This is a genomic window from Enterobacter sp. E20 (assembly GCF_000801755.2).
GTDB classification, from domain to species: Bacteria; Pseudomonadota; Gammaproteobacteria; order Enterobacterales; family Enterobacteriaceae; genus Enterobacter; species Enterobacter asburiae_B.
Genome location: NZ_CP012999.1, coordinates 4,611,379 through 4,637,793 on the forward strand (window position 1 = coordinate 4,611,379; position 26,415 = coordinate 4,637,793).

Annotated in this window: 21 protein-coding genes and 1 riboswitch; of the genes, 8 read left to right on the forward strand and 13 right to left on the reverse strand. The window is 56.9% G+C overall.

Annotated elements, in window-relative coordinates:
• Positions 1-262: 262 nt before the first annotated feature.
• Entirely contained in the window at positions 263-1,114 is an 852-nt protein-coding gene (gene murI / locus NI40_RS21585) for a glutamate racemase (RefSeq protein WP_023309660.1), read from the reverse strand.
• Positions 1,059-2,906: a TonB-dependent vitamin B12 receptor BtuB gene (gene btuB, locus NI40_RS21590; RefSeq protein ID WP_039264233.1), complete on the reverse strand. Its 1,848-nt coding sequence runs from the start codon at positions 2,904-2,906 to the stop codon at positions 1,059-1,061. The genes murI and btuB overlap by 56 nt, the downstream gene beginning before the upstream one ends.
• A gap of 66 nt (positions 2,907-2,972) precedes the next feature.
• A riboswitch (cobalamin riboswitch) is annotated at positions 2,973-3,148 on the reverse strand.
• 104 nt (positions 3,149-3,252) lie between these two features.
• On the opposite strand from btuB, the gene trmA reads away from it, so the two are divergent.
• Positions 3,253-4,353 (forward strand): tRNA (uridine(54)-C5)-methyltransferase TrmA, encoded by a 1,101-nt coding sequence (gene trmA, locus NI40_RS21595; protein ID WP_039264231.1) that lies wholly within the window; start codon positions 3,253-3,255, stop codon positions 4,351-4,353.
• A 79-nt stretch (positions 4,354-4,432) separates the two neighbouring features.
• Here the strand turns inward: trmA and NI40_RS21600 are convergent, their stop codons facing one another.
• Both NI40_RS21600 and fabR read right to left on the reverse strand, forming a co-directional pair.
• Positions 4,433-4,792 (reverse strand): YijD family membrane protein, encoded by a 360-nt coding sequence (locus NI40_RS21600; RefSeq protein WP_008501783.1) that lies wholly within the window; start codon positions 4,790-4,792, stop codon positions 4,433-4,435.
• Positions 4,793-4,801: 9 nt separating this feature from the next.
• On the reverse strand, positions 4,802-5,440 hold the full coding sequence (gene fabR, locus NI40_RS21605; RefSeq protein WP_008501784.1) for an HTH-type transcriptional repressor FabR: 639 nt from the start codon (positions 5,438-5,440) through the stop codon (positions 4,802-4,804).
• Positions 5,441-5,636: 196 nt separating this feature from the next.
• Here fabR and sthA point away from each other — a divergent pair, with 196 nt between their 5' ends.
• Positions 5,637-7,037, forward strand: coding sequence for a Si-specific NAD(P)(+) transhydrogenase (sthA, locus tag NI40_RS21610; RefSeq protein ID WP_008501785.1), 1,401 nt, complete (start codon positions 5,637-5,639; stop codon positions 7,035-7,037).
• Here the strand turns inward: sthA and oxyR are convergent.
• The 4 genes from oxyR to argC form a co-directional block, all read right to left on the reverse strand.
• Positions 7,020-7,937, reverse strand: coding sequence for a DNA-binding transcriptional regulator OxyR (gene oxyR / locus NI40_RS21615; protein WP_023309664.1), 918 nt, complete (start codon positions 7,935-7,937; stop codon positions 7,020-7,022). The genes sthA and oxyR overlap by 18 nt on opposite strands.
• Before the next feature lie 325 nt (positions 7,938-8,262).
• Entirely contained in the window at positions 8,263-9,636 is a 1,374-nt protein-coding gene (gene argH, locus NI40_RS21620) for an argininosuccinate lyase (RefSeq protein WP_039264229.1), read from the reverse strand.
• 78 nt (positions 9,637-9,714) lie between these two features.
• Positions 9,715-10,491: an acetylglutamate kinase gene (argB, locus tag NI40_RS21625; protein ID WP_090420882.1), complete on the reverse strand. Its 777-nt coding sequence runs from the start codon at positions 10,489-10,491 to the stop codon at positions 9,715-9,717.
• Between the two features lie 6 nt (positions 10,492-10,497).
• Complete coding sequence (gene argC / locus NI40_RS21630; protein ID WP_039264228.1) at positions 10,498-11,502, reverse strand: N-acetyl-gamma-glutamyl-phosphate reductase; 1,005 nt, start codon at positions 11,500-11,502, stop codon at positions 10,498-10,500.
• An 88-nt stretch (positions 11,503-11,590) separates the two neighbouring features.
• On the opposite strand from argC, the gene argE reads away from it, so the two are divergent.
• The 5 genes from argE to gldA all read left to right on the forward strand — a co-directional run bounded on the left by argE (position 11,591) and on the right by gldA (position 18,431).
• Entirely contained in the window at positions 11,591-12,742 is a 1,152-nt protein-coding gene (gene argE / locus NI40_RS21635) for an acetylornithine deacetylase (RefSeq protein ID WP_023309677.1), read from the forward strand.
• 271 nt (positions 12,743-13,013) lie between these two features.
• Complete coding sequence (gene ppc, locus NI40_RS21640) at positions 13,014-15,665, forward strand: phosphoenolpyruvate carboxylase (protein WP_023309665.1); 2,652 nt, start codon at positions 13,014-13,016, stop codon at positions 15,663-15,665.
• Between the two features lie 94 nt (positions 15,666-15,759).
• On the forward strand, positions 15,760-16,524 hold the full coding sequence (locus NI40_RS21645) for a helix-turn-helix transcriptional regulator (RefSeq protein WP_039264226.1): 765 nt from the start codon (positions 15,760-15,762) through the stop codon (positions 16,522-16,524).
• A 128-nt stretch (positions 16,525-16,652) separates the two neighbouring features.
• On the forward strand, positions 16,653-17,315 hold the full coding sequence (fsa, locus tag NI40_RS21650) for a fructose-6-phosphate aldolase (RefSeq protein ID WP_039264225.1): 663 nt from the start codon (positions 16,653-16,655) through the stop codon (positions 17,313-17,315).
• 12 nt (positions 17,316-17,327) lie between these two features.
• Positions 17,328-18,431 carry a bifunctional L-1,2-propanediol dehydrogenase/glycerol dehydrogenase gene (gldA, locus tag NI40_RS21655; RefSeq protein WP_039264224.1) on the forward strand — a complete coding sequence of 368 codons (1,104 nt, stop codon included), beginning with the start codon at positions 17,328-17,330 and terminating at the stop codon, positions 18,429-18,431.
• 82 nt (positions 18,432-18,513) lie between these two features.
• Here the strand turns inward: gldA and katG are convergent, their stop codons facing one another.
• The 4 genes from katG to metB all read right to left on the reverse strand — a co-directional run bounded on the left by katG (position 18,514) and on the right by metB (position 25,551).
• Positions 18,514-20,694 (reverse strand): catalase/peroxidase HPI, encoded by a 2,181-nt coding sequence (gene katG / locus NI40_RS21660; protein WP_039264223.1) that lies wholly within the window; start codon positions 20,692-20,694, stop codon positions 18,514-18,516.
• 147 nt (positions 20,695-20,841) lie between these two features.
• On the reverse strand, positions 20,842-21,729 hold the full coding sequence (gene metF / locus NI40_RS21665) for a methylenetetrahydrofolate reductase (RefSeq protein WP_033146931.1): 888 nt from the start codon (positions 21,727-21,729) through the stop codon (positions 20,842-20,844).
• Positions 21,730-21,955: 226 nt separating this feature from the next.
• Positions 21,956-24,388 carry a bifunctional aspartate kinase/homoserine dehydrogenase II gene (locus NI40_RS21670; protein WP_033146932.1) on the reverse strand — a complete coding sequence of 811 codons (2,433 nt, stop codon included), beginning with the start codon at positions 24,386-24,388 and terminating at the stop codon, positions 21,956-21,958.
• A gap of 2 nt (positions 24,389-24,390) precedes the next feature.
• A complete protein-coding gene (gene metB / locus NI40_RS21675; RefSeq protein WP_039264222.1) occupies positions 24,391-25,551 on the reverse strand; it encodes a cystathionine gamma-synthase in 1,161 nt (386 codons plus the stop codon).
• Positions 25,552-25,827: 276 nt separating this feature from the next.
• Between metB and metJ the strand changes: the two genes are divergently transcribed.
• On the forward strand, positions 25,828-26,145 hold the full coding sequence (metJ, locus tag NI40_RS21680; protein ID WP_007369220.1) for a met regulon transcriptional regulator MetJ: 318 nt from the start codon (positions 25,828-25,830) through the stop codon (positions 26,143-26,145).
• 48 nt (positions 26,146-26,193) lie between these two features.
• Here metJ and rpmE read toward each other — a convergent pair whose 3' ends face one another.
• Entirely contained in the window at positions 26,194-26,406 is a 213-nt protein-coding gene (rpmE, locus tag NI40_RS21685; RefSeq protein ID WP_003862040.1) for a 50S ribosomal protein L31, read from the reverse strand.
• Between the last annotated feature and the right edge of the window lie 9 nt (positions 26,407-26,415).

Below are 26,415 nucleotides of genomic sequence, written 5' to 3' on the forward strand. Positions count from 1 at the left end.
TTGTCTGATAAATTGTTAAAGAGCAGTGCAACGCGGCTTTCGCTCACCGTTGCGAGGTCCCGTATATTACGTTTTCCTCATTCAGAGTCAAGCGATTATTTTTGCTTTTCTCTGCCGGCGTTCATCTCTGAACCCCGCTAACCCGGCGGCCTGTAAGCCGTTGTTCCGTGTCAGTGGAGGCGCATTATAGGGAGTTCTCAGACGTTGACAACCCCTCTTTTAAAAAAAACTTTCAACCGTCTCTTTTTTGCTCAAAACCGTGCTACAGCGCCAGTTTTTCGAGCGTTTCAAAGCCATAACGGCGTAAAACGGGTAAAAGTTGCTCAGTCTCTTTCGTGATGGCCATACAAAACGCGATATTCGCATCGGTAGATTTCGCATCTGGCGCTTCATGCTCCAGCAGCCAGGCCGTACGACGGGCGATAGCCGCACCGGAATCCACCAGGCGCGTCCCCTCCGGCAATACCTCTAATAGCTCTTCCTGTAATAGCGGGAAGTGAGTACAGCCCAGCACAACGGTATCCGGAGGCTCTGGCATCCGCAGCCACGGACGAAGAATACGACGCAGCTCGTCGAGTGATACAGCCTTTCCATGCAGCTTCGCTTCAGCCATCTCCACCAGCTCAGCCGAACCCAGCATCGCAATCTGGCATTCGTTGGCAAAACGGTCGATCAGCTCGCGGGTATAAGGACGCTTTACCGTGCCTCGCGTTGCCAGCAGACCCACAATGCCGTTCGCCGTCAGGCGCGCGGCTGGCTTTATTGCAGGAACGACGCCCACAACCGGGAACTGGAATTTTTCACGCAGGGCGGGAAGAGAAACGGTGCTCGCCGTATTACAGGCGATGACGGCCAGCGCAAGGGGATAGCGCTTTTGTACCGCGGTGACGATTTCAACCACACGCTCAACAATAAAATCTTCGCTCTTTTCCCCATACGGGAAAGCGACGTTATCGAAGGCGTAGATGTAATGGAGATCCGGCAGGAGATGCCGAATCTCATCATAGACCGAAAGCCCACCGACGCCGGAATCAAACACCAGCACGGTGGGACGCGGATTAGAAGGTGTAGCTGCCAGACAAGGTGTATTCCCGTCCTGCAGTTTGGTAGCCATAAACTGTCTCGTAATCTTTATCGAACAGGTTGGCTATTTTACCACGAACTGTGAGATGTGAGGTGACAGGATACGAAACTGCGACATCCCACAGGCTGACACCGCCCATTTTTACTTTCTCAGACGGATAAGCACCAAAGTCAGTGTCGTAACGCGTACCGAGATAGTGATAAGTCAGGCTCCAGTCGAAATCATAGATCTGCGTGTCGAGCTGATATTTCACCTGCTGTTTAGCACGACGGTCCAGAAGTTCGTTGGTTGCGGCATTGCGGGCATCCACATAATCGTAGCCAACAGTATGCGTCAACGGACCCGTATCAAACGATGCTGTCGCTTCCACACCTTTAATGCGCGCTTTACCGACGTTGTAATATTGCTGAAGGTTATTATCGAAGTCGATGAGATTATCGACGTCATTACGGTAGCCGGAAACGCGCCAGCTCACGCCGGCCGTCAGGCCTTCAAACGCACCTTCCCACTGCTTGCTCTCTTCGGGATCAAGATGGTCATTGCCATAGAAACCATAGAGTTGACCCAGATTCGGTGCTTTATAGGCCGTACCATAAGAAGCAACGAAGCGGTAACCCTCCACGAACTCCCAGGCCGCACTACTTTGCCAGGTGCCATGGCGACCGAACTGAGAGTTGTCATCGCTGCGAACCGCTCCTTCCAGAGTGAAGTCACCAAACTGCTGCAACCCGGTCAGGTAAACGCCGGTGTTACGCAGGTCGTAGCCGTTGGTCACGTAGTTTGTACCCGGCTCGGTGCTCTGCTTCTGCCAGTCAACGCCCGCGCCAATGTTTCCATGGCCAACATCAACGGAGTTCAGCCACTGGACGTTGTACTGCTTGATTTCATCCAGTGTGGCTGTCGAATCGTAGCGGCCCAAATTTGGGTCGTAGTTATAGTCCTTGCTGTGACTATAGCTGGTGAGCAGCTGTGAATGGAAGATGTCATCGTTGAAGCGCAATCCTGCATCCCAGGTCTGACTATAGAGCTGGCGGGTATCGACCAGTACGTCAGGGGTAAATGAACTGTAGTAACCGTCGTAGGCAGTACGGTTGCTGTAGCCAAAGCCGCGAACAAATCCGCTCCACTGCTCCGAGAATGCGTGATCCAGTGCACCATAGAGCGTTTTATTCATAAAGCCGTCGCGATCGGTCTGGGCAAGGCCACCATTGTTGCCGTCCGCAACCACATCAAACCCTTTGGTATAGGTGTAATCACCCGCAAGCGTGACGCGCGTGCTGTCGCCCAATGTTTGCTGAGTACTGCCGCCATAATTCTGGTAACCATGCGACCCTACACCTGCATTCAGCGTGGTACCGTCCTTCGCGCGAGTGGTAATAATGTTTACGACTCCGCCAATCGCGTCCGAGCCGTATACCGCCGAACGCGGTCCACGAACATATTCGATACGCTGCACCAGGGAGATCGGGAACTGGCTGAGATCGGACGACCCCGTAACGCCCGCCTGGTTAAGGCGGATCCCATCAACAAGGATCAGGACATGGCTGGAGTTGGTGCCACGTATAAAGAGAGAAGAGAGTTGCCCCATCCCGCCATTTTGCGCCGTATCCACGCCGGGCAGGCGACGCATAACATCAAGGACTGAGGTTGATTGCCAACGGTCAATATCGGCACGCGTAACAACGGAGGTTGCAGCCAGAATAGTTTTTTCAGGTTGTTCAAAACGATTTGCCGTCACCACCAACGAGTCGGCGCTATCCTGCGCCCAGCCCGAAAATGCCGTGACGGACAACGCCGTCAACAGCGATACTTTTTTAATCATTGTTAAAGCATCCACAATATAAGAAGGATGCCGCAGGCCTCATCGATAGCACGCGATGATGAAACCAAATGCGACGTGATCCCGGCAGGTCTTCGGGCTAGGTGGCTATATAAGGATGAAGACTTCCCATTTTCACAGTGTCTACAACACTCATCCCGCCAGACTTTACCGCTGCGCGTCAGCTCCAGATTTACACTGGATTCCCTTTTCACTCTCAGGAGACCGGAAACAGAATGCTACAATTAGACACGTATGGATGTCCAGACAGCTATTGCCCATTAAATCTGGACATCCCCTGAACAATGCCTACAATCCCCGCGTAATTCTTTATCACTCAGGACGCATCATGACCCCAGAACACCTCCCGACAGAACAGTACGACGCGCAGCTGGCAGAGAAAGTCGTCCGCCTGCAAAGTATGATGACGCCTTTCAACGCGCCCGTTCCCGAGGTGTTCCGCTCTCCCGTCAGCCACTACCGCATGCGCGCCGAATTCCGCATCTGGCACGACGGCGACGACCTGTACCACATCATTTTCGATCAGCAGACGAAGTCCCGTATTCGCGTGGACAGCTTTCCGGCAGCGAGCGAGCTCATTAACCAGTTGATGACGCTGATGATGGACGGCGTGCGCAACAATCCGGTACTGCGTAACAAGCTGTTCCAGATTGACTACCTGACCACGCAAAGCAATCAGGCGATTGTCTCCCTGCTGTACCACAAAGCGCTCAATGACGAGTGGCGCGAGCAGGCAGAAGCGCTGCGCGATGCGCTGCGCGCGCAGAACATCAACGTTCACCTGATTGGCCGCGCGACAAAAACCAAAATCATGCTGGATCAGGACTACATCGACGAGCGCCTGCCGGTGGCAGGTAAAGAGATGGTGTATCGTCAGGTCGAGAACAGCTTCACCCAGCCAAACGCTGCGATGAACGTGCAGATGCTGGAGTGGGCGCTGAAGGCGACGGAAGGGTCAACGGGCGATCTGCTTGAGCTCTACTGCGGTAACGGCAACTTCTCGCTGGCGCTGGCGCGTAATTTCGATCGCGTTCTGGCAACGGAAATCGCCAAGCCGTCGGTGGCTGCCGCGCAGTACAACATCGCTGCTAACCATATCGATAACGTGCAGATCATTCGTATGGCCGCGGAAGAGTTCACGCAGGCCATGAACGGCGTACGCCAGTTTAACCGCCTGGAAGGGATCGATTTGAAAAGCTACCAGTGTGAGACGATTTTTGTCGACCCGCCGCGCAGTGGCCTGGACAGCGAAACCGAGAAGATGGTTCAGGCGTACCCGCGTATTTTGTACATCTCCTGTAACCCGGAGACGCTGTGCAAGAACCTCGAAACATTAGGCCAGACGCACAAGGTTGAACGTCTGGCGCTGTTCGATCAGTTCCCATATACGCACCATATGGAGTGCGGCGTTTTACTTACCGCACGGTGATCTGTAGGCCGGATAAGCGTAGCGCCATCCGGCGTTTTTGGCAGGTGGCGCTTCGCTTACCTGCCCTACAAATAATTCATTACTCCGGTAACTGGCTCTTACGGCTACGCATGCGCGAGCCAATCCAGAACACCAGCGCCACAGACAGTACCGCAGGGAAGAAGTTAGAGCCGATATCCGGATACTCCGCGCGAACCACCGTGCTATACAGCAATACGCCCAGAATAAAGCAGGCAGCGGCCAGCCCCGGTAACCCCACCGGCATGGTGCGGTTCAGGTAACGTTGATGCAGGCAGTAAACCGTCAGCACCAGCGCAATAAGCGGGAAAATCGAAAATGGAACAATTGAGCTAAAAATAGCGGCAAACGTACCATTAATGGATAAGCCAGCGATCAATGCCAGCAACAGCGTCCCTTTATCCTGACCTGACTGTTTCATTACTCACCTTCACTCTTCGGTTTGATGTGCCAGTTTCTCTTGTTCACGGCGATACCAGTAGTACGCGCCTTTGGAGATCATCCTGAGCTGCAATACCAGCCGCTCTTCGAGCTGTTTGCGTTGTTCAATGCTGACATCCAGCGCTTCGGCACCCGCGCTGAAAACAATCGTCACCATCGCCTCGGCCTGTGCTTCAGTAAACGCACGCGGCATATGGTTTTCGAGTTCAAGATAGTCGGCAAGTTCCGCGATGAAGTGCTGAATTTCACGCGCGACGGCGGCACGAAACGCCGCCGATGTGCCCGAACGCTCGCGCAGAAGCAGACGAAACGCGTTGGGATTATTGCCGATAAATTCCATAAAGGTCGATACGGAGGTGCGGATCACGCTGCCCCCTTTGGCGATACGCTGACGCGCCTGGCGCATCAGCTGGCGCAGCATCAGACCGCTCTCGTCGACCATGGTCAGGCCCAGTTCATCCACATCACGGAAATGACGATAGAAGGACGTTGGCGCAATCCCGGCCTCGCGTGCGACTTCGCGCAGGCTCAAACTGGCAAAACTCCGCTCAGCACTCAGTTGACTGAATGCGGCTTCCACCAGCGAACGCCGGGTTTTCTCTTTTTGTTGTGCTCTTACGCCCATCACGATAGTTGAATCCTTCCAAAGGCCTGATGGCACTATACCAGAGAATAAAATTAATCTGTTTGCCTGGCTTTGTGAATGATTGTTTACGTGCGGTTTGTGCTCCACTGCCGGAAAAAAGCACAACGATAATTGGGTTACCCTGCCAATGATGTTATGATTCTGTTGCTTTTATGTATAAGAACAGGTAAGCCTTACCATGCCACATTCCTACGATTACGACGCAATAGTTATTGGTTCCGGCCCCGGCGGCGAAGGTGCTGCTATGGGTCTGGTGAAACAGGGAGCCAGAGTAGCGGTCATCGAGCGCTACCATAATGTCGGCGGCGGTTGCACCCACTGGGGCACCATCCCTTCGAAAGCCCTCCGCCACGCCGTTAGCCGCATTATCGAATTTAACCAGAACCCTCTTTACAGCGACCACTCCCGACTTCTTCGTTCATCCTTTGCTGACATCCTGAATCACGCGGATACCGTTATTAACCAGCAGACACGCATGCGTCAGGGATTTTATGAGCGTAACCACTGTGAAATTTTGCAGGGCAACGCGCATTTTGTGGATGAACACACCCTGGCACTCGAATGCCACGACGGTTCGGTTGAAACCATCACGGCTGAAAAATTTGTGATCGCCTGCGGCTCACGCCCTTACCATCCGGCCGACGTGGACTTCTCGCATCCGCGCGTCTACGACAGCGACTCGATTCTGAGCCTGCACCATGAGCCTCGCCACGTCATTATCTATGGTGCAGGGGTCATTGGTTGCGAATATGCGTCGATCTTCCGCGGAATGGACGTCAAAGTTGACCTGATCAACACCCGTGACCGCCTGCTGGCGTTCCTCGATCAGGAGATGTCGGACTCTCTCTCCTACCACTTCTGGAACAGCGGCGTGGTGATTCGCCACAACGAAGAGTACGAGAAGATCGAAGGCTGCGACGACGGGGTGATCATGCACCTGAAGTCCGGTAAGAAGCTGAAAGCAGACTGTCTGCTGTACGCCAACGGTCGTACCGGCAACACCGATTCACTGCAGCTGGAAAATATCGGGCTTGAAACCGACAGCCGCGGTCAGCTGAAGGTCAACAGCATGTATCAGACCGCCCTGCCGCACGTTTACGCGGTCGGCGACGTGATTGGCTACCCAAGCCTGGCCTCAGCTGCTTACGACCAGGGACGCATCGCCGCACAGGCGCTGGTAAAAGGCGAAGCGACGGCGCACCTGATCGAAGATATTCCGACGGGGATCTATACCATCCCGGAAATCAGTTCAGTCGGGAAAACCGAGCAGCAGCTGACGTCAATGAAGGTGCCTTACGAGGTGGGACGTGCCCAGTTTAAACATCTGGCGCGGGCGCAAATCGTGGGGATGAGCGTGGGAACGCTGAAGATCCTGTTCCATCGCGAGACCAAAGAGATCCTCGGCATTCACTGCTTTGGTGAACGCGCGGCGGAAATCATTCATATCGGCCAGGCGATAATGGAGCAGAAAGGCGGTGGTAACACCATTGAGTACTTCGTTAACACCACCTTTAACTACCCGACCATGGCGGAAGCCTATCGGGTAGCCGCGCTGAACGGCTTAAACCGCCTGTTTTAACGCGCTGTCAAAATGGCCATCCATCGAACCACGGATGGCCTCTGCCAGCTGCTCATAGCGGCTGCGCAGCGGTGAACCCGGACGATACACCAGGCCGATAGTGCGACGCGGCTCCGGCTTAATGCACGGCAGATAAACCACGCCATCACGTTTACGCTCGCGCGGTACGGCCAGCGCAGGCAGCAGCGTAATACCGCTTCCCGCCGCGACCATATTACGCAGCGTTTCCAGGCTGGTTGCGCGGAAATGGGTATCCTCATCCGCACCCGCTTCGAAGCAAAAGCCCATCGCCTGATCGCGCAGGCAGTGGCCATCTTCCAGCATCAGCAGCTTTTCACCGGCCAGATCGGCCATCGGTACGCGATCGCGGTTCGCCCACGGGTGATCTTCATAGATCGCCAGCATCATCGGCTCATCAAACAGCGGCACTTCAATAAAGGCTTCACTCTCTTTCACCAGCGCCAGAATGGCGCAGTCGAGCTTGCCGCTGTCTAACTGCGCGAGCAGCTGATGGGTTTGCGCTTCATGCAGGTACATTTCGAGTTTCGGGAACGTCTGGTGCAGCATCGGAATGATGTGCGGCAACAGGTACGGGCCAACGGTTGGGATCAGGCCGATATGCAGCGGGCCGGACATCGCCTCCCCCTGCTGGCTTGCCATTTCCTTGAGCACTTTGACCTCGCGCAGCACGGTGCGCGCCTGATCCACCAGCAGAAGACCTGCCTGTGTGAACAGAACCTTACGACTGGTGCGCTCCAGCAGCATCACGCCCAGCTCGTCTTCCAGCTTGCGGATCTGACCGCTCAGCGTGGGCTGGCTGACGTGGCAGGAATCTGCCGCGCGGCGAAAGTGACGATGCTCGGCTAACGCTACCAGGTATTCAAGATCACGAATATTCATTATTCATCCTCCGTCGCCACGATAGTTCATGGCGATAGATAGCATAGCAACGAACGATTATCCCTATCAAGCATTCTGTTGAATAATACACCACATAGACGAGGCGGCACGTGTTTGACCCTTGACGTCCCCGCACCGTCAGCGAGTTTCTCTCAAAACTCGAACAACTAAAGCCAACGTGAACTTTTGCGGACCCCGTGGTCCGCTTTTTTTTTGCGTAAAAAAGCCCGGGGATAAAAGCAAAATGGCAACCGAAGTTGCCATTTTTAGTGTTTGCTCCCTCTCCCCGTGGGAGAGGGCACCAGCCCGCACTGTTCAAACCAAATCAAACCAACCGGTTTTTCGCATCCGCTATCGCCTGCGCCACCTGCTTAGGCGACACGCCGCCTTTCGCGGCACGTTTATCCAGGCAAGACTGCAGCGCAAGGATCGGATACACATCATCCCCGATAACCGCGCTGAACTTCTGCAGGTCGGCCAGCGCCAGATCTTCCAGCGGTTTACCCTGACGAATGGCTTCCACCACCGCTTCACCCACAATGTGGTGCGCTTCACGGAAAGGTACGCCTTTCGCCACCAGATAATCCGCCAGTTCGGTAGAGTTCGCATAGCCCTGCTGCGCCGCTTCCTGGCAGCGCGGACGTTTCACCTGAATGCCGTCCAGCACCAGGGCGCCCATATGCAGACAGTCCAGCCAGGTGTCGAGCGCGTCGAACAGCCCTTCTTTGTCTTCCTGCATGTCTTTGTTATACGCCAGCGGCAGCCCTTTCAGGGTCATCATCATGCCGGTCAGCGCGCCCTGCACGCGGCCACATTTGCCGCGGATCAGCTCCAGCGCGTCCGGGTTTTTCTTCTGCGGCATCAGGGAGGAGCCTGAGGTCACGCGGTCGGAGAGCTCGACGAAGCCCGCTTCGCCAGAGTTAAAGAAGATCAGGTCTTCGGCAAAGCGCGACAGATGCACCATTCCGATAGACGCATTGGAGAGCAGCTCCAGCACGTGGTCGCGGTCGGACACGCTGTCCAGGCTGTTACGGGTGGCGGAAGCAAAGCCCAGCCAGCCTGCCAGCTGTTCACGGTCGATTTCATACGCCGTACCGGCCAGCGCGCCGCTGCCCAGCGGGCTGACGTCCAGACGCTTCAGGGTATCCTGCAGACGGCTTTCGTCACGCGCCAGCATCTCGACGTAGGCCAGACACCAGTGAGCGAAGGTCACCGGTTGGGCGCGCTGCAGGTGGGTATAACCCGGCATCACCGCGTCCTGGTTGTTCTGCGCGGTCTCCACCAGCGCACTCTGCAGCTGGCGGTTAGCCGCCAGCAGTTCGCCAACGGTATCTTTACACCACAGCTTCAGATCGGTGGCAACCTGGTCGTTACGGCTGCGGCCGGTATGCAGCTTTTTACCCAGCTGGCCGACTTTGTCGATAAGTTTACCTTCCACCCAGCTGTGAATATCTTCAGCATCGCTTTCGAGGATCTGCTGCGGGTTAAGACGCACCTCTTCCAGCAGATTGTTCAGCGCTTCTTCCAGCTGTAATTGTTCATCTGCGGTCAGTACGCCCACCGTCACCAGCGCCTTGGACCAGGCCACAGAGCCGACAATATCCTGTTCGGCCAGGCGGTAGTCGAAGCGCAAAGAGTCGTTGAACTGTTTGAACCGCTGATCCGCTGCCTGTGTAAAACGCCCACCCCAAAGTGCCATAACATGCTTCCTTAAATATCTTTGAATTTCATTGCCCGGTGGCGCTGCGCTTACCGGGCCTACAAAACATTAAATCGATTACGCCAGAATACGCGTGCCAATCGGCGTGCCGTTAAACAGCGCCGGCAGTTGTTCCGCGTGACGCCAGGAGGCGATATCCACCGGGCGGCCCAGCGTGCGTGCGGCATCCAGCGCGGCGTTCACTTTGACGATCATGCCGTCGGTAATAATGCCCTGGGCAATCAGCTGCTCGGCTTTCTCAGCCGTCATTTCCGCAATGCGCTGGCCTTTGCCGTCCAGAATGCCGCTCACGTCGGAGAGCAGGATCAGATCCGCACCCAGCGTTGCCGCCAGTGCCGTCGCCGCCTGGTCAGCGTTGACGTTCATCAGCTCGCCCTCTTCGGTCACGCCGATAGAGCTCACCACCGGCAGGAAACCTCCTTCCAGCAGCGTGTTAATCAGCTTAGGCGAACCCGGCTGCGCCAGTCCAACGTGGCCGAGCTCTTCGTCGAGCTGGGTCACTTTTACGCTGTCGCCATCGCCCAGATAGAGGCCGACGGACGCGATGTGGTGTTTCTTCGCCCACGCCAGCAGCGTTTTGTTCGCCGTACCCGCCAGCGCACCGGTAATGATGTCAATCTGGTCAGCAGGCGTGACGCGCAGGCCGTTCTTCTTTTTCACCGGCAGGTTGAGCCCTTTCATCAGCTCATCCACCACGCAGCCGCCGCCGTGCACAATCACCAGCGGACGCTGGTGTGATTCGCGATAGTTCACCAGCGCGGTAAACAGACGCTCCAGCGCTTCTTCGCTGTCCAGCAGTACACCACCGAGTTTGATAATTAATGGGTTCATCATCACACCTTAAATAAGAGCCTGCGTTTCCGGGAAACCGAAACGAATATTTGCACACTGCATTGCCTGTGCGGCAGCGCCTTTGAGTAAGTTATCTTCTGCGGCGACAACGATGAGATGCTCGCCCTGCACGGCAAAGCCGATGTCGCAGAACGGCAGGCCGACCACGTTTTTCAGCGCCGGCACGCCTTTATCGTACAGGCGCACCAGTGGTTTATCCGCATACGCCTGCGTGAAGGCCTCGTTCACCTGCTCTTTGGTCACGCCCGGTTTCAGGCGGCAGGTAATGGTTTCGAGGATACCGCGCGGGAAGCTGCCCAGATGCGGCGTGAAAATGACGTCCGCGCCCAGATGCGTTGTGATTTCAGGGTGATGACGGTGATTAAACACGCCATACGGCTGAAGGCTCACTTCGCAGAAGCTGTTGGAAATAGCGGCCTTGCGTCCTGCACCGCTCACGCCGCTGGTGGCGTTGATCACCGGCCACTGGCTCAGATCCAGCAGGCCTGCGTCGATCAGCGGCTTCAGGGAAAGCTGCGCCGCCGTCGGGTAGCAGCCCGGAACGGCAATCAGGTCCGCTTCTTGCAGTTTATCTGCGCTCCACTCCGCCAGTCCGTACACCGCTTTTTCCAGCAGATCCGGATGCTGATGGGTGAAACCGTAATATTTTTCATAAAATGCGCCGTCGTTCACGCGGAACGCGCCGGAAAGGTCAAAGACCACGCAGCCAGCCGCCAGGAACTGCGGCGCCAGGTCGTGGCTGACCTCGTGCGCGGTGGCTAAAAACACCACGTCGACGCCGTCGGTAAACTCGCTGATGTCAGACATGGGCTGCAGCGGCAGATCGACCAAGCCCTTAAGCTGCGGATGCAAATCGGAAATTAACTTTCCTGCATCATTGCTTTGCGCTGACACGGTCAAAGCGGTTATGGTCATATGTGGATGGCGATTCACGTAGCTTACAAGCTCTGCGCCCGCATAACCGCTAGCGCCTACAATCAGCGTATTCAACATCGGGTTCCTTTATGCTCAACGTTAATGTATTTTTATTCACATTTATTGCATGAATATTGATACTATCACGACCTAAGGTGTGTCAACAATGAAAATGAACTTACCGCCATTTATCGAGATCTACCGCGCCCTGATTGCCACTCCGTCCATCAGCGCAACGGAAGAAGCGCTGGATCAGAGCAATGAGTCTTTAATCAATCTGCTGGCGGGTTGGTTTAGCGATCTTGGGTTTAACGTTGAGGTTCAGCCCGTTCCCGGAACACGCCACAAATTTAACCTGCTCGCCAGCACCGGAACCGGTGCGGGCGGCCTGCTGCTGGCCGGCCATACCGACACCGTGCCGTTTGACGATGGCCGCTGGACGCGCGATCCGTTCACCCTGACCGAGCACGACAACAAGCTCTATGGTCTGGGCACCGCCGACATGAAAGGCTTCTTCGCCTTTATCCTCGACGCGCTGCGTGACGTGGACGTGACGAAGCTGAAAAAACCGCTCTACATCCTGGCGACCGCCGACGAAGAAACCAGCATGGCGGGCGCGCGCTACTTCTCTGAAAATACGTCGATTCGCCCGGATTGCGCGATCATCGGCGAGCCGACGTCTCTGCAGCCGATCCGCGCGCATAAAGGCCATATCTCTACGGCCGTGCGCGTGCTGGGTCAGTCCGGCCACTCCAGCGATCCGGCGCGCGGCGTGAACGCCATCGAGCTGATGCATGACGCCATCGGCCGCATCATGACCCTGCGCGACGATCTGAAAGAGCGCTATCACTACGACGCGTTCACCGTGCCGTATCCGACGCTTAACCTCGGCAGCCTGCACGGCGGTGATGCCTCCAACCGCATCTGCGCCTGCTGCGAACTGCATATGGACATCCGCCCGCTGCCGGGCATGACCCTCAGCGATCTCGACGGCCTGCTGAATGAAGCGCTGGCTCCGGTGAGCGAGCGCTGGCCGGGCCGCCTGACGGTCTCCGAACTGCATCCGCCGATCCCGGGTTACGAGTGCCCGCCGGATCATCAGCTGGTTGAAGTGGTGGAAAAGCTGCTCGGTGAGAAAACCGACGTGGTGAACTACTGCACCGAAGCGCCGTTTATTCAGACGCTTTGCCCTACGCTGGTCCTGGGCCCCGGCTCCATCAACCAGGCCCACCAGCCGGATGAATATCTGGAAACCCGCTTCATCAAGCCAACCCGCGAACTGATTACCCAGGTTGTGCATCACTTCTGCTGGCATTAAAACCGCACCGAAGAGTCCCCTCTCCCAGTGGGAGAGGGTCAGGGTGAGGCCAACAAATCGCATGATCTCCGTCACATTCCCATAAGCATCTCTTATCTGACGCAATGCGAATTAAATTTCGTAAATTGCCCGCATTTATTCGTTTGCTGAACCGTTTTCGCAGCAATTGACGACGGGGGTTTTACGTGGCTTTATAAAGGGAGATGACAAAATAATGTCCAGATGATTTTCGCCTGGGCATAAACAAAAATGATGGGGTGACTGGGTTTTTATGAACGAACAATATTCCGCGTTGCGTAGTAATGTCAGTATGCTCGGCAAAGTGCTTGGAGATACCATCAAAGACGCGTTGGGGGAGAACATCCTCGACCGCGTTGAAACCATCCGCAAGCTGTCTAAATCTTCCCGTGCCGGTAACGAGGCCAGTCGTCAGGAGCTGCTCACCACCTTGCAGAACCTCTCTAACGATGAGCTGCTGCCCGTTGCACGCGCATTCAGCCAGTTCCTGAACCTGGCTAACACCGCTGAGCAATACCACAGCATTTCGCCAAACGGCGAAGCGGCAAGCAACCCGGAAGTCATTGCCCGCACCCTGCGTAAACTGAAAGACCAGCCAGACCTCAACGAAGCCACCATCAAAAAAGCGGTGGAGTCGCTTTCGCTGGAGCTGGTGCTGACCGCACACCCCACTGAAATTACCCGTCGCACCCTGATCCACAAAATGGTGGAAGTGAACAACTGTCTGAAGCAGTTGGATAATAAAGATATTGCCGACTACGAACGTAACCAGCTGATGCGCCGTCTGCGCCAGCTGATTGCCCAGTCCTGGCACACCGATGAAATTCGTAAGCATCGCCCAAGCCCGGTCGACGAAGCCAAATGGGGCTTTGCGGTGGTGGAAAACAGCCTGTGGGAAGGGGTGCCTAACTACCTGCGCGAGCTGAACGAACAGCTGGAAGAGAACCTCGGCTACCGCCTGCCGGTCGACTTTGTTCCGGTGCGCTTCACCTCCTGGATGGGCGGCGACCGCGACGGTAACCCGAACGTGACCGCGGAAATCACCCGTCACGTCCTGCTGCTGAGCCGCTGGAAAGCGACCGACCTGTTCCTGAAAGACATTCAGGTGCTGATCTCCGAGCTGTCGATGGTTGAAGCGACGCCGGAACTGCGCGCGCTGGCCGGAGAAGAAGGCGCCAGCGAGCCGTACCGTTTCCTGATGAAGAAACTGCGTGGTCAGCTGATGGCCACTCAGGCCTGGCTGGAAGCGCGTCTGAAAGGTCAGCGCCTGCCAAAACCAGAGGGTCTGCTCAGCCAGAACGAACAGCTCTGGGAGCCGCTGTATGCCTGTTATAAATCACTGCAGGCCTGCGGGATGGGCATCATCGCTAACGGCGAACTGCTCGACACCCTGCGCCGCGTGAAGTGTTTCGGCGTGCCGCTGGTGCGTATCGACGTACGTCAGGAAAGTACCCGTCATACCGAAGCGCTGGGCGAACTGACCCGCTATCTCGGCATCGGCGACTATGAAAGCTGGTCCGAAGCCGACAAACAGGCCTTCCTGATCCGCGAGCTGAACTCGAAGCGCCCTCTGCTGCCGCGCAACTGGGAGCCAAGCAACGAAACCCGCGAAGTGCTCAACACCTGTAAAGCGATCGTGGACGCACCGAAAGGATCGGTGGCCGCCTATGTGATCTCCATGGCGAAGACCCCGTCCGACGTGCTGGGCGTTCACCTTCTGCTGAAAGAAGCAGGAATCGACTACGCTCTGCCGGTCGCCCCGCTGTTCGAGACCCTCGACGACCTGAACAACGCCAACGACGTCATGACCCAGCTGCTGAATATCGACTGGTACCGCGGCTTTATTCAGGGCAAACAGATGGTGATGATTGGCTATTCCGACTCTGCGAAAGATGCGGGCGTGATGGCGGCATCCTGGGCGCAGTATCAGGCGCAGGACGCACTGATCAAAACCTGCGAGAAAGCCGGTATTGAGCTGACCCTGTTCCACGGACGCGGTGGCTCGATTGGCCGTGGCGGCGCACCTGCACACGCAGCGCTGCTTTCACAGCCGCCGGGAAGCCTGAAAGGCGGTCTGCGCGTCACCGAGCAGGGCGAGATGATCCGCTTCAAGTACGGTCTGCCGGAAGTGACCATCAGCAGCCTGTCGCTCTACACCAGCGCTATCCTGGAAGCAAACCTGCTGCCACCGCCGGAGCCGAAAGCATCCTGGTGCCATATCATGGACGAGCTGTCTGATATCTCCTGCGATCTGTACCGCGGCTATGTGCGTGAAAACAAAGATTTCGTTCCTTACTTCCGCTCGGCCACGCCTGAGCAGGAGCTGGGTAAACTGCCGCTGGGCTCACGCCCTGCGAAGCGTCGCCCGACCGGTGGCGTAGAGTCTCTGCGCGCGATCCCGTGGATCTTCGCCTGGACGCAGAACCGTTTGATGCTGCCCGCCTGGCTGGGTGCCGGTGCCGCACTGCAAAAAGTGGTGGAAGACGGTAAACAGAACGAACTGGAAACCATGTGCCGCGACTGGCCGTTCTTCTCTACCCGTCTGGGCATGCTGGAGATGGTCTTCTCGAAAGCCGACCTGTGGCTGGCGGAATACTACGACCAGCGTCTGGTGAAACCAGAGCTGTGGGCGCTGGGTAAAGAGCTGCGCGAACTGCTGGAAGGCGACATCAAAGTGGTACTGGACATCGCCAACGACTCACATCTGATGGCGGACCTGCCGTGGATTGCCGAGTCTATTCAGCTGCGTAACATCTACACCGACCCGCTGAACGTCCTGCAGGCAGAGCTGCTGCACCGTTCGCGTCTGGCGGAAGAAGAAGGTAAAGAGCCGGATCCGCGCGTTGAACAGGCGCTGATGGTGACGATTGCGGGCGTTGCTGCGGGAATGCGTAACACCGGCTAATACTCTATGCCCGGCGGCGCCGCGCTTGCCCGGACCTGTGACTGGTAGGCCGGGTAAGCGTTAGCGCCACCCGGCACATTTCGGTAGTCTTCTCATGCATTCCGATATCACCCGAATCCTGGCAGACCTGGTAAACCGTACGCTACCGCTGGGCCAGATTCATTTCTCAGCGCTGTCTGAACAGCATTCCCGAACATCTCCCTGCCTCGTCATTACCCTTGATGCCCCCTGTGAGGCGATATTTTCATCCTTTGGACACTTAACGCATCCATCGTCTAACGCCCTGAGCATACATTTCGGTAAGCAGCTGCTGACTATCGAGTTACAGCATGACAATACGCTTGTGCAGCAGCTCCAGGTTGCCCGCCGCGGTCCGCGAACGGGTGCTTTTCTTCTGCAGACGCTAACCGAATTACAGATGCAGCCGGATGAGCAAGAGACCGCGATACTGGTGGTATTAAGCTTGCTCAGCCACTGCCGGGATCTGCTTGGCAGCGACATCCACATCGCCAGCCGCAGCCGCGCCCTGTTTGAGGCCATTCGCCGCTTCATCGAAGAACATCACGCTTCGGCGTTAACCCGTGAATCCGTCGCGCAGGCGTTCTACGTCTCGCCGAACTACCTTTCCCACCTCTTTCAGAAGATTGGCAACGTGGGGTTCAACGAATACCTGACCCAAACGCGACTCGAACACGCGCGCCAGCTGCTGAAAGGCTACGATCTTAAAATCAAAGATATCGCCGCACGCTGTGGGTTTACAGACAGCAATTACTTCTGCCGTCTCTTTCGCAAGCACACCGAACGCTCTCCTTCCGAATATCGTCGCCAGTATCACAGCGAGCTGACCGCCAAAAAATAGCATTGTGATCGCTCTCGCACTTCGCTAAGGACATTACATTTGTCCAGTATTTGGCAAAATTGGCCTGTATCCGCCCTGCCTGCCCGCGCCTTATCCTTTGTTCAACCTTTCTGACTTAAGGAAAAATAATGGAACTGTACCTGGATACCGCCAACGTGGCGGAAGTTGAACGCCTGGCGCGGATCTTCCCCATTGCGGGCGTCACTACCAATCCGAGCATCGTTGCCGCCAGCCGTGAATCCATCTGGGACGTGCTGCCGCGTCTGCAAAAAGCCATCGGGCCGGAAGGCACGCTGTTTGCTCAAACCATGAGCCGCGATGCCGAAGGGATGGTGGCGGAGGCCAAACGTCTGAGAAACGCCGTCCCGGGCATCGTGGTGAAAATCCCGGTGACGGCTCAGGGGCTCATCGCGATTAAGGCATTGAAAAAAGAGGGGGTTACCACGCTGGGGACCGCCGTTTACAGCGCGGCACAGGGCCTGCTCGCCGCGCTGGCAGGCGCGAAATATGTCGCGCCGTATGTAAACCGCGTTGACGCGCAGGGCGGTGACGGCATTCGCATGGTCCAGGAGCTGCAATCCCTGCTGGAACTGCACGCGCCGGAAGGCAAAGTGCTGGCCGCCAGCTTCAAAACGCCGCGTCAGGCGCTGGACTGCCTGCTGGCGGGATGCGAGGCAATCACGCTTCCCTTAGACGTAGCGCAACAAATGCTCGGCACGCCAGCGGTAGAGTCAGCCATAGAGAAGTTCGAGCAGGACTGGAAAAACGCGTTTGGTAACCTCAACCTCTAAGGGAGAACTGTTATGGACCGTATCATTCAATCGCCGGGAAAATATATCCAGGGCGCTGATGTGCTTACCCGTCTCGGCGACTATCTGAAACCCCTGGCCAATCGCTGGCTGGTTGTCGGCGATAAATTTGTGCTGGGTTTTGCCGAAGAGACCCTGCGTCAGAGTTTTAAAAAAGCCGAACTGCACGCCGAAATCGCGCCGTTTGGCGGCGAATGTTCACAAAATGAAATCGATCGGCTGAAAAAGCTGGCAGACAGCGCCGACTGCCTGGCAGTGCTGGGTATCGGCGGCGGTAAAACGCTGGATACCGCTAAAGCGCTGGCCCATTTTATGGACGTGCCGGTCGCCATTGCGCCAACAATCGCCTCCACCGATGCGCCGTGCAGCGCCCTTTCCGTCATTTACACCGACAGCGGTGAGTTCGATCGCTACCTGATGCTGCCGCACAACCCGAACATGGTAATCGTCGATACCAAAGTGGTCGCGGGCGCGCCGGCACGCCTGCTGGCCGCCGGGATTGGCGATGCGCTGGCAACCTGGTTTGAAGCACGCGCCTGCTCGCGCAGCGGCGCGAGCACCATGGCGGGCGGCAAATGTACGCAGGCTGCACTCGCGCTGGCCGAGCTGTGCTACAACACGCTGGTTGAAGAGGGTGAAAAAGCCATGCTGGCCGCGGAACAGCATGTGGTTACACCGGCGCTGGAACGCATTATCGAAGCCAACACCTATCTCAGCGGCGTAGGCTTTGAAAGCGGCGGGCTGGCGGCAGCACACGCTATTCATAACGGAATGACGGCGGTACCGGACGCGCACCACTTCTATCACGGTGAAAAAGTGGCGTTTGGCACGCTCACGCAGCTGGTGCTGGAAAACGCGCCGGTAGAAGAAATAGAGACCGTCGCCGCGCTTTGTCACAGCGTTGGGCTGCCGATCACGCTGGCACAGCTAAATATCAAAGAGGATATTCCGGCCAAAATGCGTTTGATCGCGGAAGCCTCCTGTGCCGAAGGGGAAACTATCCACAACATGCCCGGCGGCGTAACGCCGGATCAGGTATATGCGGCGCTGCTGGTGGCCGACCAGTATGGGCAGCGGTTCCTGCAGGAGTGGGAGTAAATAGCGTGAATAAAAATCCCCGCATCAGCGGGGATTTTTTTGCCCTAGGCCGGGTAAGCCTTAGCGCCACCCGGCACAAGGGTTACTGCAGGTCGAACCGATCCAGATCCATCACCTTCGCCCATGCGGCAACGAAGTCGCGGACGAACTTCTCGCTGGCATCGCTGCTGGCATAAACCTCTGCCAGCGCGCGCAGGACGGCGTTAGAACCGAAGACCAGATCGGCGCGGGTGGCGGTGTATTTCACTTCACCGCTGGCGCGATCGCTTCCGGCAAACAGTTCATTAGATTCGTCGGTTGCCTTCCACTGGGTGTTCATGTCCAGCAGATTCACGAAGAAATCGTTGCTCAGCACGCCCTCGCGGTCGGTAAACACGCCATTCTTGCTGCCATCAAAGTTTGCACCCAGCACGCGCAGGCCACCGATCAGCACCGTCAGTTCAGGCGCAGTCAGCGTCAGCTGCTGGGCTTTGTCGATCAGCAGTGACTCAGTGGTGGACACATCCACCTGCGCACGGTAGTTGCGGAAGCCGTCGGCAATGGGTTCGAGCAGGTTAAACATCTCGATATCCGTCTGATCCTGACGCGCATCCACGCGCCCTGGCGTAAACGGAACGTTGACGTAAACGCCTGCCGCTTTCGCCGCCTGCTCAACGCCCACGACGCCCGCCAGCACGATGATATCGGCCAGTGAAGCTTTGTTGGTGGTGCGCTGGATAGCTTCCAGAGCTGGCAACGCGCGAACCGCTGCGGCGTTCACATCCCAGTCGCGCTGAGGGGCCAGCGCCAGACGCGCGCCGTTGGCGCCGCCGCGCTTGTCGCCGCCGCGGAAGGTCGACGCTGACGCCCAGGCAACGGAAACCAGTTCGCTCACGGAGAGGCCAGAGGCAGCGATTTCCGCCTTCAGGCTTTCAATGTCTTCTTTCGACGGATTGAACACCGCCTGCGGCAGCGGGTCCTGCCAGATCAGATCTTCTTTCGGCACTTCCGGGCCAAGGTAACGCGATTTTGGCCCCATATCGCGGTGGGTCAGCTTGTACCACGCGCGCGCGAAGGCTTCGTTGAAGGCCTGCGGATCGTTCAGGAAGCGGCGGGAAATTTTCTCGAATTCCGGGTCAAAACGCAGCGTCAGGTCGGTGACCAGCATGGTAGGTTTGCGTTTTTTCGACGGGTCGAACGGATCGGGCATGATTTCCGGCGCATCCACGGCTTCAAACTGAATCGCCCCCGCCGGGCTGCGGGTCTGCACCCATTCGTATTTGAACAGGTTCTCGAAGAAGTAGTTGCTCCACTGGGTCGGGGTTTGCGACCAGATAACTTCCAGACCAGAGGTAATGGCATCTGCGCCAATTCCCGTGCCGTGCGTGCTGGCCCAGCCCAGGCCCTGCGCTTCAATCGGCGAGGCTTCCGGGTCGGTGCCGACGTGCGTGGCTTCACCCGCGCCGTGGGTTTTGCCGAGGGTGTGGCCGCCCGCGATCAGCGCAACGGTCTCTTCGTCGTTCATCCCCATGTTGCCGAAGGTGGCACGAATGGCCGCCGCAGCAGACAGAGGTTCACCGCTGGCGTTTGGCCCTTCCGGGTTCACGTAGATTAGGCCCATTTCGGTGGCGGCCAGAGGACGCTTGGCCAGCGCTTCCGGGTCACGGTGGGTCAGCCAGGCTTTTTCATCACCCCAGTTCACGTCCAGGTCTGGTTCCCAGACGTCTTCACGCCCGGCACCGAAACCAAAGGTACGGAAACCGGAGTTCTCCAGCGCCACGTTACCCGCGAGGATAAACAGGTCGGCCCAGGAAATTTTTTGTCCGTATTTTTGCTTGATGGGCCACAGCAGACGGCGCGCCTTATCCAGGCTCACGTTATCCGGCCAGGAGTTCAGCGGCGCAAAGCGCTGTTGACCGCGGCCTGCGCCACCGCGCCCGTCAACGGAGCGATAGGTACCCGCGCCGTGCCAGGCCATACGGATAAACAGGCCCGCATAGCTGCCCCAGTCGGCAGGCCACCACGGTTGAGAGTCGGTTAAAAGGGCTTTGAGGTCGCCTTTAAGGGCGGAGTAATCAAGTTTGCTGAATTCTTTGCGGTAGTCGAAGTCTTCACCCAGCGGGTTAGAACGATTGGAATGTTGGTTAAGAAGATCGATGCGGAGTTGTTTTGGCCACCAGTCGCGGCTGCCTGTACCTGCTCCCGCGCTGTGATCGACGCCGCCCTGGTGGAACGGGCATTTGCCGACCGATGCCGCTTTATTGGTCTCGTCTGACGTGCTCATCGCTATGCTCCCTTTTACAGTGTTACCGTTACGATATACACCACTAGCAATAAGTTATAGTTGAATTAATCCACAGATTCGATAGCTAATACCTTTTAACTATTCGCGTGACAAAAAAGCCCTCGTAAAACGAGGGCTTTGCGCTTATTACGCCGGACGAACGCCCAGCGTATGGCAAATGGCGTAGCTCATCTCCGCGCGGTTCAGCGTATAGAAGTGGAAATCTTTCACCCCTTCACGGCTTAAAATTTTCACCATGTCCATCGCGATATTGGCCCCCACTAGCTTGCGGGTTTCCGGGTCATCGTCCAGCCCTTCGTACATTTTGGACATCCACAGCGGAATGCGGACATTGGTCATATCGGCGAACTTCTTCGCCTGTTTGAAGTTAGAGACCGGCAGAATACCCGGGATAATTTCAACGTCGATGCCCGCGGAGACGCAGCGGTCACGGAAACGCAGGTAGCTTTCCACATCAAAGAAGAACTGGGTAATGGCGCGGTTCGCGCCGGCGTCCACTTTACGCCTGAGGTTCAGCAGATCGGCCTGGGCGCTTTTCGCTTCCGGATGCACCTCAGGATAAGCGGCAACGGAGATATCAAAATCAGCCACCTCTTTCAGCAGCGCGACCAGATCGGCGGCATACATGTCCGGCTTACCGCTGCCCGGCGGCAGGTCACCGCGCAGAGCGACGATATGACGAATGCCGTTATTCCAGTAATCCTGAGCGATGGCCCGCAGCTCGTCGCGGGTCGCGTCGATACAGGTGAGGTGCGGCGCCGCTTCCAGACCGGTACGATCTTTGATGCCTTTAATGATGCTGTGCGTACGGTCACGCTCGCCGGAGTTAGCACCGTAAGTCACGGAGACGAACTTCGGCTTCAGGCTGCTGAGACGATCGATAGAGCTCCACAGAGTTTGCTCCATTTCACTGGTGCGCGGCGGGAAAAATTCAAAAGAGACGTTAATCTGGCCGTTTACTTCGGCCAGGCTCTGATTCAGTGCTTCCCGCTGGTTGGCGTGAAAAAAGCTCATACCTTACCTCTATCAATCGCATGTCGTTATTTGTTGTGTTGTGAACTTCTATACGTTTAGACGTCCAGATGTAAAAATGACGGAAAAGCGGAGGGACGTCAACATAAATAATCAACAATAACGGTGAGGTTTGCTCAGGGAATATGAGGGAAATTCAGGATGAGGATGAGTGCGGTCTGATGCCCTCACCCTAACCCTCTCCCACAGGGAGAGGGAAATTCAGGCTTTACAGCAGCTTAGCCAGACGGTTGATGTCGGACTGAATGGCTCCAGCGGTGACATCGCGACCCGCGCCAGGGCCGCGGATCACCAGCGGGTTATCGCGGTACCAGCGGCTTTCGATGGCGAAGACGTTATCGCACGGCAGCAGCGCCGCCAGCGGATGTTCAGGACGCACCGCCTCGACGCCGACTCGCGCTTTTCCGTTGGCCTCGAAACGCGCCACATAGCGCAGTACCAGCCCCATCTCGTTCGCCGCTTCCAGACGCTGTACCATCTGCTCGTTAAGCTCTTCACCATTTTCAAAGAAATGATCCACAGAACCTTCTTCACAGCCGGCAGGCACCAGCGATTCGACGCGTACAGAATCCGGTTCGATGTCATAACCGGCTTCACGCGCCAGGATCACCAGCTTACGCATCACGTCTTTGCCGGAAAGGTCAACGCGCGGATCGGGCTCGGTTAAGCCCTGCTGCCACGCCTGATCCACCAGGTCGGTGAACGGTACGGTGCCGTCAAACTGCAGGAAAAGCCAGGAGAGCGTGCCGGAGAAGATACCGCTCAGCGCCAGAATGCTGTCGCCGCTTTCAATCAGGTCACGCACGGTGTGGTTAACCGGCAGGCCAGCCCCAACGGTGGCGTTATAGAGCCAGTGGCGCCCCGTTTTTTCAAACGCGTCGTGGATCTGGCGGTATTTATCGGTGCTGCTCGCCCCCGCCAGCTTGTTCGCACTGATAACGTGGAAACCGTGGCTGGCGAAATCCAGATACTGATCCGCAAGCTGTTCGCTGGCGGTAACGTCCAGCACCACCAGATCGTCATACGGGTGCGCACGCATCCACAGGAACAGCGACTCTTCATCCTGCTCTACCGCTTCATCATTAAAGAACGCAAGCGCGCGGCTGGCGTCCAGCCCTTCGTAGTTCAGCAGGCTGCGGCGGCTGTCCACCACGCCCGCGAGAATGAATTCAAATCCGGTACGCGCCGAGAGCGTGACCTGCTCGCGGGCGAACAGCTCCAGCCAGCGAGAGCCGATGTTGCCTTTACCAAACAGCACCAGACCGATGCGCTTTTCCGCGCGGAACAGGGAGGTATGCAGGCCCTGAATCAGGCTCTCGGTTGGCCCTTTACGCAGCACGGCGACCAGGCTGATGCCCTCTTCCGACTGCCAGGTGAACTCCACCGGCTGGCCTTTCAGCTGCTGCCAGAAGCGGTGGCAATGCAGCGGGTTACGGGTGACGCCCGCGCCCACCATCGCCACCAGCGCCAGCCCCTGACGCAGGCGAAGCTCGCCCGGCAGGCCCGCTTCATCCAGAATTTTTAGCGCGCTGTCCGCCACTTCCGCGGTATAGCAGAACTGTAACAGCTGGCGATCGTTATGCACGCCAACGGCCAGCGGACGCACCTGGGCGCGTTTGAGGATCGTGTCGATATCTTTATGCGCCAGCTTGAAGTCCTGGCCCGCAGGCACCTGGAACTCAATCAGGCAGATGTCGTCGTGGCTGGTGACAATACGCGCCCCGGTACCGGACGCCAGCACGCGTTCAATACGCGTAGAGCCTTGATCCGGGGTGTAACTGCAGCGCAGCTGGAGGTCGATATCGCTGCCGGAAACCGGCTGCAGCGTGCGCGCGTGCAGTACCGGCGCGGCCAGACGCGCCAGCTCGCTGGCTTCGTCGAGACGCAGCAGCGGCAGCAGGCAGGCATCTTTTACTTTACGCGGGTCCGCGCTGTACACACCGGCCACGTCGCTCCAGATGGTGACGCGGGACACGCCCGCCAGGGCACCAATCTGCGTTGCCGAGTAGTCCGAACCGTTACGGCCCAGCAGCACGGTTTCGCCCGCGTTGCTGCGGCTGATAAAGCCGGTGACGACAATACGTTTCCCCGGGTGCTGCACGAGCAGCTGTTGCAGCAGCGGGTAGGACAACCCTTCATCCACCTGCGGCTGCGCGGCGCGTTCGGCGCGCAGGAAATCACGCGCGTCGAGCCAGGCCGCTTCCACGCCCAGGTGTTGCAGCACGGCGGCCATCAGGCGCGCGGACCACACTTCACCGTGGCCCACCACTTCGGCATACACCGCGTCGGTAATTCCGCTGTCCAGCAGGGCAGCCAGACGCTCAAGGTCATGCGTAAAGGCGCTGATCAGCCCGTCCGCCACGTCCGCAGGCAGCAGGCCGGCAATCAGCTCGCTCTGGTAACGGCGTAAGGACTGTTGCACCTGATGCGCAGAAAGGCGATCGGTCTGGCTCAGTTTCAGCCAGCTAATCAACTGGTTGGTGGTGCTGCCCGCCGCCGAGACAACCATCATGTCACCCGGCTGTGAATATTCCGTCATGATCCCTGCAACGCGCAGGTAACATTTCACATCAGCAAGACTACTACCACCAAACTTGTGCAGTTGACGACCCTTCGCCCCTGCCTGCGCTATCACACTCATGATTACCCCTTGGCTGCGATCCGGAAGGCATTTTCCAGATCGGCAATTAAATCTTCAGAATCTTCAATGCCGGTTGAGATACGCAGCAGCGTCTCAGAAATTCCGGCGGCGGCACGTGCTTCCGGTGCCATACCTGCGTGCGTCATGGTCGCGGCGTGGGAGATCAAGCTTTCAACCCCACCTAAGGATTCCGCCAGCGTAAACAATGACAGCCCGCTCAGGAAGCGACGCAGCGTTTGCTCGTCACCGTCCAGTTCAAAACTTAACATCGCGCCAAACCCTTTCTGCTGGCGCGCGGCAATCTCGTGCCCCTGGTTTTCCGGCAGCGACGGGTGATAGAGCTTCTTCACCAGCGGCTGGGTTTTCAGGAAATCGACAATCGCCTGGGCATTGCGCTGCGCCACCTCCATGCGCGGCGACAGCGTGCGGATGCCGCGCAACAGCAGATAGCTGTCGAAGGCCCCCGCGGTGACGCCAATATTATTGGCCCACCATGCCAGTTCGGTGACAACGTCGGGATCTTTGGCAATCACCACGCCCGCCACCACATCAGAATGGCCGTTCAGATATTTAGTGCATGAATGCAATACCAGATCGGCACCCAGTGCGAGTGGGTTCTGAAGGGCCGGACTGAGGAACGTATTATCCACTACACTTATCGCTCCCGCATCCCTTGCGAGCTGACAAATTTTCGCAATATCGACAACGCGCAACAATGGATTGCTTGGACTTTCCACCAGAACCAGCTTCGGTTTCTCTGCCAGGGCCTGTTTCAGCGCCTGTTCGTCGTTTTGATCGGCAAACAGGACGCGATAGCAGCCGCGTTTCGCCAGGCTGTCAAACAGGCGATAGCTGCCGCCGTAGCAGTCGTGCGGCGCAACCAGCAGATCGCCCGGTTTCAGGAACACCGTGGTCACCAGGTGAATGGCGGACATCCCCGTATTGGTTAATACTGCACCTGCGCCACCTTCCAGCTCGGCCAGCGCGCGCTGGGTCACGTCACGCGTAGGGTTGCCACGACGCGAATAATCATGCGCGCGGGGTTCATTAAATCCGGTGAAATTGTAGGTACTGGAAAGATGAATCGGCGGGACAACGCAGCCGTACTGCTCGTCATCATTTAATCCGCTACGCACTGCAATAGTGGCCTGTTTACGCGTCATGGTGAGGGCTTCCTGGCGAATGAGGTGAAAAGTCAGGCACCAGAGTAAACACTGAAAGTATGGACGTCAATACATCTGGACATCTAAACTTCTTTGCGTATAGATTGAGCAATGCGCAAATAGCCGTTAAAATTATATGCTTTAGTGCACGCTGCAGCGGCAATATCCGTGCCACGGTATCGTCTCTACGGTAAACTAGACAAGATTGCGGTTCAAAACGGGTGGTTACAGGTTTTGCACCTTTAAATAAATGACTGAGAGGATTAAAGGTATCTCATGGCTGAATGGAGCGGCGAATATATCAGCCCATACGCTGAGCACGGTAAGAAGAGTGAGCAAGTAAAGAAAATTACGGTTTCCATTCCTCTGAAGGTGTTGAAGATCCTCACCGATGAACGTACGCGTCGTCAGGTGAATAACCTGCGCCACGCGACCAACAGCGAACTGCTGTGCGAAGCGTTTCTGCATGCGTTTACCGGTCAACCGTTGCCGAACGATGAAGATCTGCGCAAAGAGCGCAGTGATGAAATCCCGGAAGAGGCGAAGGTGATCATGCGTGAACTGGGTATTGACCCGGATACGTGGGAATACTGAGAAGCGGATACAAAAAAGGCACCTTGCGGTGCCTTTTTTTCGGGAAACTTATTTAGCGCCCGGGATGCTGAAACGCTTGTTGAAGCGGTCAACACGGCCACCGGTTGCAACGTCACGCTGCTTACCAGTGTAGAACGGGTGGCATTTGCCGCACACGTCCAGGTTCAGATCGTGACCCACGGTAGAGCGGATCTGGATAGAGTTACCGCAAGAACAGTTTGCAGTAATCATTTCGTATTTCGGGTGAATATCTTTTTTCATGGGAGAACC